A 16,346-nucleotide genomic window follows, 5' to 3' on the forward strand; every position below is an offset into this window, starting at 1 on the left:
CTAGTTTACAGCACTCTTTTTATATCTTAAAGTTCAACTAATACAGTTTTAACTTCATATGGTCCGAATTCAAGTGTAATAGCTTCTGATATGAAATGGTCACCTTCTGGTTTTTCCATAAGGTTAGATTCTTGCCATCCTTTAACTTTTGCATCTAAAGTAATTGTTGCTTTTTGTTTACCGCCTGTGTATTCATGGCAGCGGATTACAAGTGTTTTGCCATCTTCTGAGCGTTTTACAGCATCTACTTCGATATATTTATTATCAATATTTAAGAAGCTGTATACATCCTCTTTAGCTTTACCTGCTTCTACTTTAAGTGGATTGTTAAGATAGTAAGCACGGATTTCTGTATCTGCATCTACCCAGCTACCTTCATGAGGAAGAAGTGAGTAAGTAAATTCATGCTCACCTTGATCTTGCTCTGTATCTGGATGTGTTGCTGATTTAAGAAGTGTAAGTCTAATCACATTGTTTTTAATATCATGACCATATTTACAATCATTCATTAAGCTGACACCATAGTTACGTTCTGAAAGGTCAACCCATTTATGTGCTACAGTTTCAAAACGTGCCCAGTCCCAACTTGTATTCCAATGTGTTGGACGTTGTACGTTACCGTATTGTACATCATAAGTTGCATAAGTTGAACGAATATCTACTGGGAAAGCAACTTTCATCAGTTGTTTACGTTCTCTAAAGTCAACCCATGTTTTAAAGTCAATACGTTTATCTTCCACATAGAAAGTCATATCTTGTTTAATCTTTGTATTCATATAGTTCCATTCAAGACGAACAACCATATGAAGAGGACCTTTTTCAGTAACTTCCATACGTGTAAGGTCTGTTACTTCTCTCATTTTTTCTTGATAATAGATATCAATATCCCAAGCTTCATGTGCAAGAGGTTTATCTTCAAACATTTGAATAACGTTTGCTTTTGCACCTTTTGCAAGTACTTGGCGATCTGCCTTTTTATCTACAAGTGAAGTCATATGACCTACTTCATTAAGCTCTACATGATAGAATGGTGTTTCAATGATACCGTCAGCAAAAGTAAATACATTTGTAGTATTTTCTACACTATTTGATGTATTATCCACAAGTTTGATTACTTTCCATCCCATTGCAGGTATATTATCCACATAAACCACATAACCATTGTGAGTTTCCTGAGCTTTAAGGACATTTCCTGCTTCATCTACAAACTGACCTTTTGCCTCTGTCACAATATGTGCATAGTCGCTACGGTTCCAGTTTGTATTGTTAATAACAGTCCATGTGCTTTCTTCAGCACCCATAATATTTGTAAAGACGCTTTGTTCTATTTCTTTTGCAATAGCTTCTGCTTTTTCATAGTTTACATGGCTATCTTTATATACTTCATTAATAGATGAACCTGGAATAATATCGTGGAACTGATGAGTAAGGATGATTTTCCATCCTTCTGTAAGCTCATCTTGTTTAGCTTCCTTGATATCACCTTTGTTAATAGCATCCATTGCTGTTAACCACTCTACATTACGGTAGTAGTTTTCAAGGTAACGGTTCATTTTTTTGTTATATGCCTGACTTGTATAAGTTCCTCTATGGTATTCAAGATAAAGTTCTCCATCCCATGTGTGAACATACTCATCAGTATTTTCTACTTTTTCTCTAAGGCCTTTGAAGTAATCAGCAGCTTTACTTGTCTCAAGACTTGGGAGTCCTGGCATTTTATCTACTCTTCTTCTGTATTCAAGCATATCACGGTTTACACCGCCACCGCCATCACCATAACCGAAGGAAATAAGAAGTTCATCTGTAAGATTTTTATCACTATAAGCATCATATACACCTTTTACGATTTTTGGTGTAAGATGGCCATTATATGTGTAGAACCATGAACCTGGCTGACTCCAAGGTTCTGGTGCTGTAATGAAGTGTGTTAAAACTTCACTACCATCCATACCGCGCCATTTGAATGTATCATGTGGCATACGGTTGTATTGGTTCCAGCTTATTTTAGTTGTCATGAACATTGGAATGCCTGACTTTTTAAGAATTTGAGGAAGTGCCCAAGAATATCCAAATACATCTGGAAGCCATAAGTATTTAATTTCTTGACCAAGTTCTTCTCTGAAGAATTTACTGCCTACTAGGATCTGTCTTGTTAAAGACTCCCCTGATGTTAAGTTACAGTCAGCCTCAACCCACATACCGCCATCAGCTTCCCAGTTTCCTTCCTTAACTTTAGCTTTAATTTTTTCAAACATTTCAGGATGATCTTCCTTAATGTATTCATAAAGCTGAGGTTGTGTTTGAAGGAAAGTATACTCTGGGTACTGCTCCATAAGGCGAAGTACTGTTGAGAATGAACGTGCACATTTTTCTCTTGTATGTTTAAGTCTCCATAACCAGGCAACGTCAATATGTGTATGTCCTACGCACTTTACTTTTACTAGGCTGTTTTTATCCATGCTATCAATGAGTTCATTAAGAAGGTCGTCTGCTGCATGCACAGATTCATAGAACGCCTCACTACCTGGATAAGACCAGTCGATAAGTTTATAGGCTTTATCAAGTGCCATTCTAAGTTGTGGGACTACTGGATCAAATTCATTAAGAACCTTTAGTGTCTCTAAAATTACGCGGGTCATGAAGAAAAGGTCATCAACTTTTTCATCAAGCCATGCTAAATCTGCACGATTAATACGATGTTCTTGAGGAGTTGGGTTCCCTCCACCTTCAAGACCTGACCATAATCTAAATACAAGTTCTAAATCTTTTCCTGCATAGTTACTATCAAAGAACGCTTCTTTATGGTTAGAGTCCACACCTTGGTATGGTTTACCTTCTATGTAAAGCATAGATTCAAATCCTGAGTTATTTCCTCCTCCAGTGCTACCGAAGTCAAAAATACCAACGATTTTTTTCCCTTCCCATGCTTTAGGTACACTCATAGTTTTTCTAAGCCATAAATAACGGTCACGACCACTCCATCTTTCCCCTACTGCCATTAAATCCCAACAAGCATCGCTTGTTGGGATTTCTGGATTAGAGACACCAGCAGTGTCTTCTTTGGCAAATAGGGACTCGAATGGAATAATATCTCTGTAACGATAACTTGCTAATTCATAAAGTCTCGCTTCTAATTTTCTATCAGTAAAGAACATATACCCCGAGCCTCCTCGTTTATTCTAATTATAGAGAATTGTTTTTGATGTATTCTACTAATTCATCAACTTGTGCGAATGCAAGACCTGTTACAGTATCTGCACATCCGTAGTAAATTGCAATTCTTCCTGTTTCAGCATCTGTAAGAGCTGCACATGGGAATGCAACGTTTGGAACGTCGCCTACGCACTCATATAATTCTTGTGGTGAAAGAAGATATGGTTTAGTTCTGTATTTAACGATCCATGGTTTTTCAAGATCAAGGATAGCAGCACCGAAGCTGTATACGAAACCATTACAGCTGTTAAGAACACCGTGGTAGATCATTAACCAACCTTCTGAAGTTTCGATAGGGATTGGGCCTGCACCGATTTTTGTTGATTGCCATGCAGAGTCGTCACCTTTTACAGTTGACATTACATGTCTATGTTTACCCCAGAATTCCATATCTGGTGATTGGCTATAGAAGATATCTCCGAATGGAGTATGTCCTGTATCAGATGGTCTACTTACCATTCCGTAAAGACCATTGATTTTTCTTGGGAATAATACACCATTTCTGTTATATGGTAAGAATGCATTTTCTAATTGGTGGAATGTTTTAAAGTCGAATGTGTAAGCCACACCGATTGTTGGTCCATGGTATCCATTACACCATGTGATGTAGTATCTATCTTCGATGAAGCATACACGTGGGTCATAACGGTATTCTCTGTTAAGAATTTCTGCATCTTCACCTTCGAATGTAATTGGTTCATGGTTAATATTCCAGTTGATTCCATCTTCACTGAAACCAGCAAAGATATCCATGCTTCTTGATTTGCTATCGCATCTGAATACACCAGCAAATTTACCTTCGAATGGTACTACAGCACTATTGAAGATACTGTTTGATGATGGGATTGCATTTCTTTTGATAACAGGGTTGTTTGAATATCTCCAAACAACGTCTGTGCAACCTTCTGGTCTTTCTTGCCATGGAATATTTGGTAAAGCATTTCCAATAATTTTAGTCATGATTGTTCTCCTTTTAACTAAATTAAGCTATATAAAATCATTAATTGATCTTGCTTACAGAATTTCTATAAATGACTTGACCTGATACAAAGATTCTACTTTGCTTGTCCTTGTCACCATTTTCAACTTTTTCAATGATGAGATTTATTGCCTTCTGTGTCATAACGTCTAAATCTACTGCCACAGTTGTAAGCTTAGGATAAGAAATTTCTGCATAGATATCATTATCAAAACCTACAACAGATACATCTTCTGGAACTTTATAGCCCTTTTCAGTAAGATGCTTGACAAATTTATAGGCTGTATCATCACAGTTACAAACGAAAGCTGTTGGCATTTCCTCTGGGAGGATAAAATCAACTTCTTCATTAGAATCATCTCTATCAGAAATAATACAATTGTTATTAATCGGAAGTCCTGAACCCATAAGTGATCTGCAGTAACCTAAAAAACGATCTTGAATACTACTTGTTGCATTGATATTGCCTACAAATCCAATAGATTTATGGCCGCATCTAATTAAATAGTTGGTAATCTCAAATGTACTATAGTAATTATCTGTTACAATGCAGTCTACATTCACATCTGCATTATAACAATCAAGAAAGAGCATAGAGATATTTAATTCCTTAATCACCTCAATATGTTGTTTCTTAACATCACCTAGTACGATGATTCCGCTAATGCCATTATCTATAAACATTTTGTTTACTTCTTGAGCACTAGGCATATTACTTCCAAGTGGATAAAGATTACACATGTAACCTCTTCTTGTTAAACTGGATGCTAACTTTTGATAAAAACGAAGATAGAAAGTTGTATACTCTCTTGCATCTACGTATTTTTCTTGAACCATAATAACTATATTTTTAGGCGTACTTATAGCTTGTTCACTGCCTGGGAGCTTGTATCCTAACTGCGCAGCTACTTCCTTAATCTTTTTTCTAAGTTCCTCACTTACGCCATCTTGACCTTTTAATGCTTTAGATACAGTAACTTTACTGATTCCCAGCTGGTCTGCAATAAATTGCATGGTAACTTCTTTTTTTCTTCTCATGTATTACTCCCCTCATCTAACAAGAGTCTCCTCTTTATTATCTCTTCCCCTAGTCCTCCAAGTCAAGCTTTTCGTTAAGTATTTTTCTATTTTTAACCTAAATATTTAAGTAACAATTCACCAATACCTACATTGTATCCAGCCCATGCATATTTTGCTTTCATTGGTTCATGCATAACATAAGCTAATGGAAGTTTTTTATCATGGATTTCAAATGCTTCATATAAATGATCAAGGTTTACTTCTTCTTCTCTTACATAAAGCTCGATATGAGGAAGCACTTTTAGCACCTTGGCAAGAGTTGGGTCATTAATATCTGATGCATCTTTAAGCATGAATAAAATGTGTGGTTTAAGTGTAGAGTATTTATCTAAGCTATCAAGCATTTCATTAAGCAAGTGCTCTGTTGGTTCCCCACTTACTTCAAGATATGCTATGATTGCTTGCTCAGCACCTACAAGATCTTTAAGCTGTCTTGTTTCGCCTTCTAATGTTTTTACAGTAGCATCCTTTAACTCTACAACATGCTTTGTATCTTCTTTACGTGAAATATCAATTGTAATAACTGCCTCTTCACCTTCTGATACCTCTGCATAGTACATACGCCCATGGATTGTTCCATCAGCTTGTCTATCTGTTGTAATGATACGATAGCGACCTGCTTCTACAGCTATCTCTAAAGTATCCTCTTCAAATGATACGCCCTCAAGTTCAAAGCTTCTATAAACACCATGAACAAGTTTACCTACTGTAAAGTTTTTGTAGTAATCAAATGCTTGTTCTTTATTTTCTTTTACTAAAGTAAGTTTGCTTGTTTTCTTAACTTCTTTACCATGTGTACCTAAAGTTACCCAGCTACCCTCTTTAAAGTAAGATACAGTTTGGTCATCTTTATTGAATTTAGCAGGGATACCAAAGCTTCTACAGATTGCTACGAATAATACTTTTCTTGAAACTTTGTTACCTACTTTAAGTTTAAGTAAACCTTCTGGTTCTGCGTAGAAAGTAGAATACTCTGTTTCTTCGCCAGCTTTTACTTCACTTAAAATATATTCATAAATTGCTTTAGGATTAGCCATGAAGTTAGCTTTTGTTTCTTCATCAAAACTTGCTACAAGACCTTCTCTATAAGCTGTAATCATTTCAAATACAACTCTTGGAGCAAGAAGATGATTTACAAAAATATCTTCTTCATATTGATCTTTAAATGCTATAGCACCTTGAAGATGAGCTTTAAGGATTTCAAATGTAATATCCGTGAAATCTTTTTTGTTAAGTATACTTAAAAGTTTCACTTTCCACTCTAAAAGCTCAGCTGTCTCTTCATCTTGGAAGAATTTAATAAGCTCAGCGTAGTTGCCAAGTGATTTTTCCATAGCCTCTTTAACTTCTGCTTCAAATGGTGCATAGTCTTTTGCGAAAGCTTCTGCTCTTTCTCCTGTGTAGAAAGTATCTTTAAATGCTGCGCGGATTGCTAATGCATTACTATGTTTTGCTTCATGTTTTGCTTTAACATCTTCTGCTAACTCTTCTTCTACAGGATTTTTACCTGTTGCTGGGATAAGTGTAAATTCTCTCATTCCTTCTTCTTTTACGAATGCATCAGGTACTGTAATTTCTAAAGTATCTTCTTTTCTTACATCCATTTGTCCATATGCATGTGCCCCATTTTTATGTGCACAAATCATAAGGTCACCAAATCCTGTTAAGAAGCTTACTTCGCCGTTATTATCTGTTTCCAGCTCTGCAAGCGCAAAAAGTTCTGAGTAGTTGATAAGCTCAAAACGTACATGAGCTCCAGCAAGTGCATTACCTTTTGCATCTTTTACTTTAACAGTAACACGTTTTGTATCTGCATAATGGCTAAGAAGGTTAACTTCTGTAGCTACTTTTGTTTGGTATACGATTTCTTCATCTTCAATAAGTGTTGAAAGCGGTTTACTGTGGATAAGCATACCTTTTGATGCAGGAAGCATAAACCAGCCTGTATCCATTTTCATTTCTGGCTCACAAGCACCTAAGAAATGCCACTCGCCATCAATCCATGCTTCTACCCATGCATGGTTATCATCACAGTGCGCCCATCTTGGAGCGTATACTTGTCTTGCAGGAATACCTACAGAGCGAAGTGCAGCTGTAAGAAGTGTAGACTCTTCACCACATCTACCATATGTGTTTTTAAGTACTGTGAATGGAGAAGCTGTACGGATATCTGTTGACTGATAAGTTGCTTTTTCAAAGCACCAGTAGTTTGTTTCAATGGTTGCATCATGCATGTTCATGTCTTTAATACGTGGGAAGATTTCAGATGCGAAAGCTTCTTTGTAGAACTCAACATTTTCATTGTTGATGCGATACTGAAGTACGTAGTTAAGGAATAAAGAGTCCGTAAGTTTCTCTCCCCAAGCTACTTGTTTTCTCATTTCAAGAGCAGCTCTTACAAATTTAAGGAATAATTCTCCATCATAGTTTGCAAGGTCTTGCTCTGGCATGAAGGCATAAAGGTATTTAAGGCAAATTGCTTCGTCTTCGTTACATGTATCAAGAACACTAAATAACTCATGACTTCTGCCTTTAGCTAACTCTCTTACCTCATTAAAGCGCTCTTCAATAATCTGTCTATACTCATTAGATACTATCATGTAAGCGCCTCCTTATTTCTTTTCAGTAATCATTGTACGGCTGTCTGAGAAGATTACAATCTCTCTCTTACCGTCTTTTGATGTAGCTCTCATTTCAAATGCATTCTTTGTGATTTCAATCTCTGGTGTAATAGTAAAGTTCCATTCACCTTTAAGCTTTTCAAAATCAGTTGTAAAGCATCCGTGTTCATCATAGTGAGCATGTTGTTTATAGTAAAGTCTTCTAAGTTCCCATTTTGTATATTCATCTTCAGGGATTTCATATGTTTCATCCCCTTCAGTGAAGAATACAAAGCCCCATAATTCTGGGTAGTGAATATTAATTAATCCTGTAGGTGCCCATACCCAGTTATCTTCAGGGTAGCTTCTACCTGTTTCAGGATTGATTTGTTTTGTAAATCCAGTTTCTGTTTCATCTACTCTCCAGTGTACACGAGAAAAGTTAACTCTGTAGTATTCTCCAGCCTTTGGATTACGGTTGTAATCATCTTGACCTTGACGAAGAACAGCAAATGGCATAACAACCTCTACCATCCAACGTTTGTTGTCTGCTTTTGGATTGTTAAGCTCACCATCAATATGTACAGCTGTTTGCATACCTTGGATATCAAATGCATTAATTGGTTTACCACCATCACGGTATGGTTTTGTAAGCATTAAATCCCATACTGTGTTAAGTGCATTCATTTCAAATTCAAAGTAAGCATGTGTATCTGAGTTTGAATCAATAAAAATTTCAAAGTCATTATCTTGGAAGATTACGCAGTCTCTTTCTGTGAGAGTTGCCCAGATTTCTGGTCCTTCAAGAACAGCTCCGAAGTAGAAGTTTTCATCATCCCATGTCATTTTCGCTCTTGTTTTAAAGCGAGGCATTGGTCTTTTATCCCCTTCAATATCTACGAAGTAATCTGTAAAAGGAATGTCTTCCCAGAATGGTTTATCAATATTCCCGTCAAGTGTAAAAGGCTTAGTAGCCTTTTTACACATATAGACAGGAGGATTAAATTCAATATCAGTTTGAGGAATTCTATAATTTACGCTCATGAATAGTCTCCTAGCGAATAATCTCTTAGTTATGTGTTACAACTGCACCAGAACCACCGTACATATCGATTTCGTCTTCAAGTTCTACTTTAACTACTGTGATATGTTCGTGTGCATCTTCTGGTCTAATGTTAATCCATGTTGTACCTGGAATGTTGAACCAAGGCACACCACCGTGTACTTCATGAGTTAATTCTTTGCCTGAGTGAAGAACAGTGATGCGTTTGATTGGTGTTGATAAACCTTTTAAGCATAAGCTTTCTTGTGGTGTATCATGTACGAATAAGTAAAGTGTTTTCTTATCTTTTGAAAGTGTGCTTCCACCAGCCCAGTAACGTTGCATAATACCATCTTCTGTGCCGTAGATAGCTTCTTCGTGTTCTTTAATCCATTTACCAAGACCAAGTAATGTTTCAACTTGTCTTTCTGGAATTGTACCATCTTCCATTGGTCCGATATCAAGAAGCATATTACCGCCCATGCTGATACAGTCAACGAACATACGAAGAATTTGTTTTAATGATTTATAGTTATTGTCTTTATGTTGGTAACCCCATGAAGAGTTAATTGTTGTACAGAATTCCCATGGTCCTACTGGACGAGTGATTGGAATACCTTGTTCTGGTGTTTTGTAATCGCCATGTCCTTGAAGACGTGAGTTGATGATAATATCTGGATTAAAACTTTGAAGGTAATGTTTGAACTCTGGAAGGTTCCATTGCTCTGCACTTCTTTCCCAGTCACCATCAAACCAAAGAAGATCTATCTTACCATAGTTTGTAAGAAGTTCACGAAGTTGGTTATTGTTAAATTCTAAGAATCTTTGCCATTTCGCTTCATCTTGAACGCCATCTGTTGGAGCGTTAAATCTATTTACTGTTGATAAATCTTCTGGCACTCTACCACCTTCATATACACTTGGGTAATCTGGATGTGACCAGTCGATAAGTGAGTAGTAAACACCTGAACGGATACCACGTTTTTGAATTGCTTCATAGAATTCTTTTACGATATCACGTTTAGCTGGAGTTTTCTTAACAACATTTAAATCACTGTATTGAGTATCGAATAATGCTACCCCATCATGATGTTTTGTTGTAAGAACTGCATATTTAGCACCTGATTTTTCAATAATATCAGCCCAGTATTCAGCATCAAAATTAGATGCTGTAAAACCATCTAATTGGCTCATGTAATCTTCATAAGAAATTCTTCCGTTAAAGAATGACCATGATTCTGCGATTCCTTTTACTGCATAAATTCCGTAATGAATGAAAATACCTAATTTAGCATCTGTAAACCACTGTTGCATAATAAACCCCTCCAATAATTTAATAATTTTATTATTTTATTAATTATTAATAAGCTCATAAAGAGTTCTTATTGCTACGCCTGTACCGCCTCTGAATTCATAATCACGAACAGCAGGGTCAACACATGCTGTTGCTGCGATATCTAAATGAATCCATGGGTGTTCTTCAACAAATTCTTGTAAGAACATTGCTGCAGTGATGGTACCGCCACCTGCAGCCCCTGTATTTTTAATATCAGCTACATCACTATTAATCCACTCTCTGTAACGAGCATCTGTAGGAAGTCTCCAGAATTTCTCCTCTGCTACTTCAGCAGCTTTAAGGAATTCATTATAGAAAGCATCATTATTTGAGATTGCCGCTGTATATACATTTCCAAAAGTAACACCAGCTACGCCGGTAAGTGTTGCAAGATCAAGTAGTTTACCTACTTTTTCTTCTCTAATAATATAAGTAATGGCATCTGCTAAAGCCAGACGGCCTTCTGCATCAGTATTTAATACTTGTACTGTTTTACCTGCCATTGTTGTAAGCACATCGCCTACTTTATAGCTACAGCCTGATACTACGTTTTCGCAGGCTGGAATAACTCCAATAACATTTTTCTTTACGTTGTTTTTAGCTAGTGCAATCATTGTTCCAAGAACACTTGCCGCACCACTCATATCTGTTTTTTGATAGTACATTGAATCTGTGTGTTTAAGTGAGTAACCACCTGTATCACATGTAAGCCCTTTACCTACAAGGCCGAAAATTTCTTCATCGCCAGCGTTCATATGGCGCATTACGATAAGTCTTGGTTTATTTACTGAACCGTTTCCTACTGTTAACATGGCATCCATGCCAAGTTTCTCTAAAGCTTCACCTTCTAGAACTTCTACTTCGAAGCCGCTTTCTTTACCACACTGTGTGATAATATTTGCAAGTGTCTCTGGATAGAGCACATTAGAAGGTTCGTTTATGATATCTCTTGCCATGTTGATTCCCGCTGCAATGTGCTCTCTTTCTTTTACACATCTGTTAGCAGTTTCTACTTCCACGACTTCTTGAATTGAAAACTTAAGTTCGCTTGCTTCTTGTTTGTCTGTTTTATATTTATCAAAAGCATATAACCCAAGACAAATAGCATCTGTCACTGCTTCAACCATTTGTACTTCTGTTAAAACGTTAGACTTAACAAGCTTAATGTTTGCTGCATCTAATTTTAATTCTCTTACTCTTCTTGCCCCTTTAGCTACAGCATTTCTTACGATTTCTTGTGTAAGCTCGGCTTCTTTGCCAAGACCTATAAGTAAAGTATATTTAACAACTTCTTCATTTGTAACAAGTGTGTAGAGTTCTTTCGCTTTTCCCTCAAACATACCTTTTAAATACATTAAGTTTTCTGGCATTTGGTCTTCATAAAACATTTCAATATTTACTTGACTACTTACTGCCTCGTTAATTGTAATATTCATAAACTCACCTTCTCATTAGTGTTCTTAAAGTTTTTCTATTTCTTTTCTCATATGGCCTGTTAAAGTATGTGTCTCATCTGTACCGTATTCCCAGTACATTACACCTAATAAGCCTTTTTCATTCATGTATTTGATTTTGTGAGAGATTGACTCTTCATCATCATAACTAATGAATGTACTTCCATCGAATAAGTATGGTGCTTTACATACATCATCCCAATGTCTTGTAAAGCCATTTTTGTTGATGTAGTTTTGTGCTAAATCGCCGTAGCTTGGTCCATATGTACCAACTGTTTCAGCCATTTGAAGGTAACCATTATCCACATTTGGCACACCTTTCCACATTCTACTGTAGAATGCAACACCGATAACAAGTTTCTCTGCTGGTACACCTGCTGCCATGAAGTCACGAACAGCTTCTTCTGTACTTGCTGCAAATAAATCAATTTCTGGTGCATAAAGATTTGTGTGGTGACCTGTAAGAGTTTGGAATCCTCCGCGAAGATCATAAGTCATAAGTTGTACATAGTCTAATTGCTCTGCAACTTTGTCCATTTCTACACCTTTAAGGTAGAAGTTTCCGCCACCTGCTGCAATTGTAAGCATGTAGTACTTTTCAAATTTGTTTAAATCATCTCTGATTTGTTTAAGTAATGCTGTGAAGTTTTGTTTGTCTTCTTTGCATCCACCGATACCAGCTACTGTGTATGATGGGTATTCCCAGTCTAAGTCTAAACCGTCTAAACCATACTCAAGTACGATATCAATTGCTGTTTTAGAGAAATTTTTTCTACCTTCTTCTGTGTAAGCAGCTTCTGAGAAACCGCCAGCACCCCATCCACCAATAGATAAAACGAATTTAATCTCTGGGTTTAGGTTTCTGATTCTTGCCATATGATCTTTTGTAGCATCTGTGGCTGCATTCCATGTAACATTACCATCAATAACATGACCAAATGCGATATTGATGATATCAAGGTTTTTTGCATCAGCATCTGTAACATTTACTAAGTCTGCTGTGTTCACATAACCAATAAGTTTGTGTCTCATCATGGTGTACTCCTTTTTGGTAATAATAACTAAAAACTTTACTTTAATTTACTTTATAAGTTTTGTTAAGTAACTTATGTCTTATTTTATCATTTCTGTGCAAAATTTTCAATAAAATAATAAATCTAAATCATACTTTTGAAACCATTGCCTATAACTTCACTAGCATCTGTAATAATGACGAATGCATGTGGATCGACTGTATGAATCATCTTTTTAATCGTTACATATTCATTTTTTCCAAGTGCACAGAAAATGACTTGCTTATCCGATTCAGAGTACCCCCCTATCCCATTCATAATAGTAAACCCTTTACGTGTAGAATCACTAATATATGTTTTGATTTCCTCATTATGATCTGAGATAATAACAACAAATTTATTATTATTAAGGCTGCAAATCATACCATCCATACACATACTTGAAATATAAATGGCAATAATAGCATACAGTACTGATTCAATATTGTTAAAGACAATAGCGGATGCCCCTACCACTGTTAAGTTTAACACAAAAATCAGCTTGCCTACCTCAAATTGAGGAAATTTCTTTTGAAGAATAACACCTAAAATCGTAAGTCCACCTGTTGTAGACTCCGCCATATGTACTAAAGCAAGCCCCACTCCCATAAATACTCCACCAAATATACATGCAAGGAGGGGATCACCTTTATAAGTAGGAAAAAGAACGACTACATAGTCCGTTATAAATGAAAATAAAGTAATTGAAAAAAGTGCATTGTAAAAAAATTTCTTGGTCACATATTTATATGCCAAAATAAGAAGCGGGATATTAAATAAGAATGTAAAAAAACCTATCGGGAATCCTGTTACATAGTTCACTAAAATCCCAATACCACTTGCTCCCCCGGGTGCAATTTGCTGTGGTGCTGTAAAAGCATGAATTCCTAACCCATAAAGTACTGATCCAATAATATTTAATAATAAAAATTTACCGTATTTCTTAACGTCCACTTTTATTTACTCCTTTTTGTACTAGAAAGGCTCCCTTCAAGATGAAGAGAGCCTTTCTTTATATTAAATTATTGTTGTTCTAAACTTCTTTCGTAAGCTGTTCTGTAGATTTCCATGTATCTTTCTAATCCCATTTTGTTAAGAGTTTCTACATAGCTATCCCATTCAGCATCGATATCTGCTTGGCCTGTTGTCCATTTAGCTTTTTTCTCAGAAACGAAGTTTCTAATATCTGTAGCCATAGTTGAAAGTTCTTGTGATTCTTCAGCTGTGAAGTTGAAGATTGGAAGTGCATCAGCTAAGTATGGTTCATACATTGCATATCTTTCTTGTGATGCAATTTGACTTTCTGTTTGAACTAAGTATTCATTAATTCTTTCTGGTGTTTCAAGTGTTGGTACGTATGGACCTGGTGCTTCTGTTTGTACACCTGGCTCTAAAGTAATAACTTCGTATTTGCCGTCACCAGCTTCTACTAAAGTTTTACCATATCTAAGATTAAGTGAATTTTCCACTTCAAAGAATGAATCAATATATCTCATAGTTGCTTCTGGGTATTGGTTTGTAGCAGAGATAATCGCACGGTTTTTATCAATACCATGTTCAAATTGTGACCATAATTGGTGACCTTCTGGTCCTTTAAGTGGCTCAATTGCAATCCACTCTGTAGCTGTTCCATCTGCTGGACCATGTGTAAGGTAAGCACCTACATAATCAGAACCTCTTTTAGCCATGTATTGGTTATGGTCTTGTGTAAAGATTTCTGCATCGATAAGTTTGTTTGTGTAAAGATCTCTTGTCCATTTGATGTATTCTTTGTAACCTTCATCTGTACCTACGAAGATGATTTCCCCGTCTCTAAGCATTAAGTTTGCTGTACTGTCTGTTACACCGAATGCACCACTTAAACCTGTATCCCCATTCCATATGTTGTATGGTGGTGTTGGTTCATATGTGAATGGAATTTCATCTGCTTGACCATTTCCATTTGGATCTTGTGTTTTGAATGCTTCAAGAACAGCTTTGAATTCATCAGTTGTTTTTGGAACTTCAAGACCTAATTTATCTAACCATGTTTTGTTTAAGTATAATTTAGTTGGTACGTTACCATCTAAGTTACCGTTGATTGCTGGAATCGCGTAGATGTGACCATCTGGCATTGTAATTGCTTGTCTAATTTCTGGTCTTTCTTCTAATAAAGCTTTAATGTTTGGAGCATATTGATCAATTAAATCTTCAAGTGGTAAGAAAAGACCCATTTTTGCATATTTATTGATCATTGTATCACTAAGACCTGAGAAGAATACATCTGGTAATTTGTTTGATGCTAATGTAAGGTTTAATTTTTCTTCAGCACCATCACCACTTACTGTTTGGAATTCTACATTAATACCTGTTTTTTCGTTTAATGCTTGGAACACAGGGAAGTCTTTCCAATCACCGCCACCTGGTTCACCAAATGCGAATGCTTGTAATGTAATTGGTTGGTCAACTAATGGATAACCTTCAAGGTTTACATTAACTGCAACTTTATCTGCACCATTTGTTGCAGCTTTGTCTGATGAACAGCCAACTAAGCTAGTAGCTAAAAGTGCTGTTGCTGTTGCTAAAGTAAGTACTCTTGTAAATTTAGTCATGCTATGATACCTCTCTTTTTTTATATTACTAAACAGATTCTATTGCTAAACAGATTATAGGTCCTCCAAAAGGAGGACCGTATCAACCTTTTACTGATCCAATCATCATACCTTTTACAAAGTGTTTTTGAACGAATGGATAAATACAAAGTACTGGTAATGAAGAAACAATGATTACACCGTATTTGATCATCTCTGAAAGTTTTCTCTGAGCTTCTACTGCTTCTGCATTTGCCATGCTTCCGCCTGCTACAGATTGTTGTTGAATAAGAATTTCTCTTAAGATTACTTGTAATGGATACATACCTCTATCTGTTAAGTAGATTAATGCACTAAAGTATGAGTTCCAGTGACCAACTGCGTAGATAAGGAACATAACTGCAAGGATTGGTTTTGATACTGGTAATACAACTTTGAAGAAGTATTTTGCGTAAGTACATCCATCTACGATAGATGCTTCATATAACTCTTCTGGAATACTTTGAGCGAAGAAAGATCTTGCTACGATAAGGTTATATGTACTTACAGCACCTGGAAGAACTAACGCCCAGATTGTATTGTTCATACCTAAGTTGTTAACAAGTAAGTATGTTGGTACAAGACCACCACCGAAGAACATTGTGAATGTGAAAAGAGCCATGATCACATTTTTACCCACAAGTTCTTTTCTTGATAAAGCAAATGCTGCTGGAATAGTAAGAATTAAGTTAATACCTGTTCCTACTACTGTATATTTAAGTGAGTTCCAGTAACCTGTCCAAATTTCTTTGTATTCGAAGATTCTTTGGTAACCTTCTGTACTGAAATCAACTGGTAATAACCAAACTTCACCCCTTGCTACTGCGTCTGGTGAACTAAATGATGCGATTACGATAAAGTAAAGTGGATAAAGTACAAGTAACAGAATCATCGCTAAACCGATGTAGTTAAGAACGTCAAATACCTTATCTGATTTTGCTTGTTTGCTGAAGCCTTCTCCAAATATCTTTTCTAACATTG

At 36.2% G+C, this 16,346-nt stretch carries 11 protein-coding genes; all 11 read right to left on the reverse strand.

Annotation, left to right across the window (positions count from 1 at the left end; translation table 11 throughout):
• Window positions 1-26: 26 nt before the first annotated feature.
• Window positions 27-3,155: an alpha-mannosidase gene (locus ACLTBU_RS03550; RefSeq protein ID WP_412217556.1), complete on the reverse strand. Its 3,129-nt coding sequence runs from the start codon at window positions 3,153-3,155 to the stop codon at window positions 27-29.
• Between the two features lie 28 nt (window positions 3,156-3,183).
• A complete protein-coding gene (locus ACLTBU_RS03555) occupies window positions 3,184-4,173 on the reverse strand; it encodes a glycoside hydrolase family 130 protein (RefSeq protein ID WP_177670547.1) in 990 nt (329 codons plus the stop codon).
• Between the two features lie 40 nt (window positions 4,174-4,213).
• Window positions 4,214-5,230, reverse strand: a complete 1,017-nt coding sequence (locus tag ACLTBU_RS03560; RefSeq protein WP_412217557.1) for a LacI family DNA-binding transcriptional regulator — start codon at window positions 5,228-5,230, stop codon at window positions 4,214-4,216.
• Between the two features lie 92 nt (window positions 5,231-5,322).
• A complete protein-coding gene (locus tag ACLTBU_RS03565; RefSeq protein WP_412217558.1) occupies window positions 5,323-7,872 on the reverse strand; it encodes a transglutaminase domain-containing protein in 2,550 nt (849 codons plus the stop codon).
• A gap of 12 nt (window positions 7,873-7,884) precedes the next feature.
• Window positions 7,885-8,916: a carbohydrate-binding family 9-like protein gene (locus tag ACLTBU_RS03570; protein WP_177670542.1), complete on the reverse strand. Its 1,032-nt coding sequence runs from the start codon at window positions 8,914-8,916 to the stop codon at window positions 7,885-7,887.
• 25 nt (window positions 8,917-8,941) lie between these two features.
• Window positions 8,942-10,228 (reverse strand): alpha-L-fucosidase, encoded by a 1,287-nt coding sequence (locus tag ACLTBU_RS03575; protein ID WP_177670540.1) that lies wholly within the window; start codon window positions 10,226-10,228, stop codon window positions 8,942-8,944.
• Window positions 10,229-10,267: 39 nt separating this feature from the next.
• Entirely contained in the window at window positions 10,268-11,686 is a 1,419-nt protein-coding gene (locus ACLTBU_RS03580; RefSeq protein ID WP_249331782.1) for a leucyl aminopeptidase, read from the reverse strand.
• A gap of 24 nt (window positions 11,687-11,710) precedes the next feature.
• Window positions 11,711-12,739, reverse strand: a complete 1,029-nt coding sequence (locus tag ACLTBU_RS03585) for a glycoside hydrolase family 18 protein (RefSeq protein ID WP_177670536.1) — start codon at window positions 12,737-12,739, stop codon at window positions 11,711-11,713.
• Window positions 12,740-12,861: 122 nt separating this feature from the next.
• On the reverse strand, window positions 12,862-13,710 hold the full coding sequence (locus tag ACLTBU_RS03590) for a YitT family protein (RefSeq protein WP_249331785.1): 849 nt from the start codon (window positions 13,708-13,710) through the stop codon (window positions 12,862-12,864).
• Window positions 13,711-13,778: 68 nt separating this feature from the next.
• Window positions 13,779-15,347 carry an extracellular solute-binding protein gene (locus tag ACLTBU_RS03595; RefSeq protein WP_412217559.1) on the reverse strand — a complete coding sequence of 523 codons (1,569 nt, stop codon included), beginning with the start codon at window positions 15,345-15,347 and terminating at the stop codon, window positions 13,779-13,781.
• An 82-nt stretch (window positions 15,348-15,429) separates the two neighbouring features.
• Complete coding sequence (locus ACLTBU_RS03600; protein ID WP_412217560.1) at window positions 15,430-16,344, reverse strand: carbohydrate ABC transporter permease; 915 nt, start codon at window positions 16,342-16,344, stop codon at window positions 15,430-15,432.
• Window positions 16,345-16,346 lie beyond the last annotated feature (2 nt).

The organism is Zhenhengia sp. (assembly GCF_046966505.1).
In the GTDB taxonomy this organism is placed as follows: Bacteria; Bacillota; Clostridia; order Lachnospirales; family Cellulosilyticaceae; genus Zhenhengia; species Zhenhengia yiwuensis.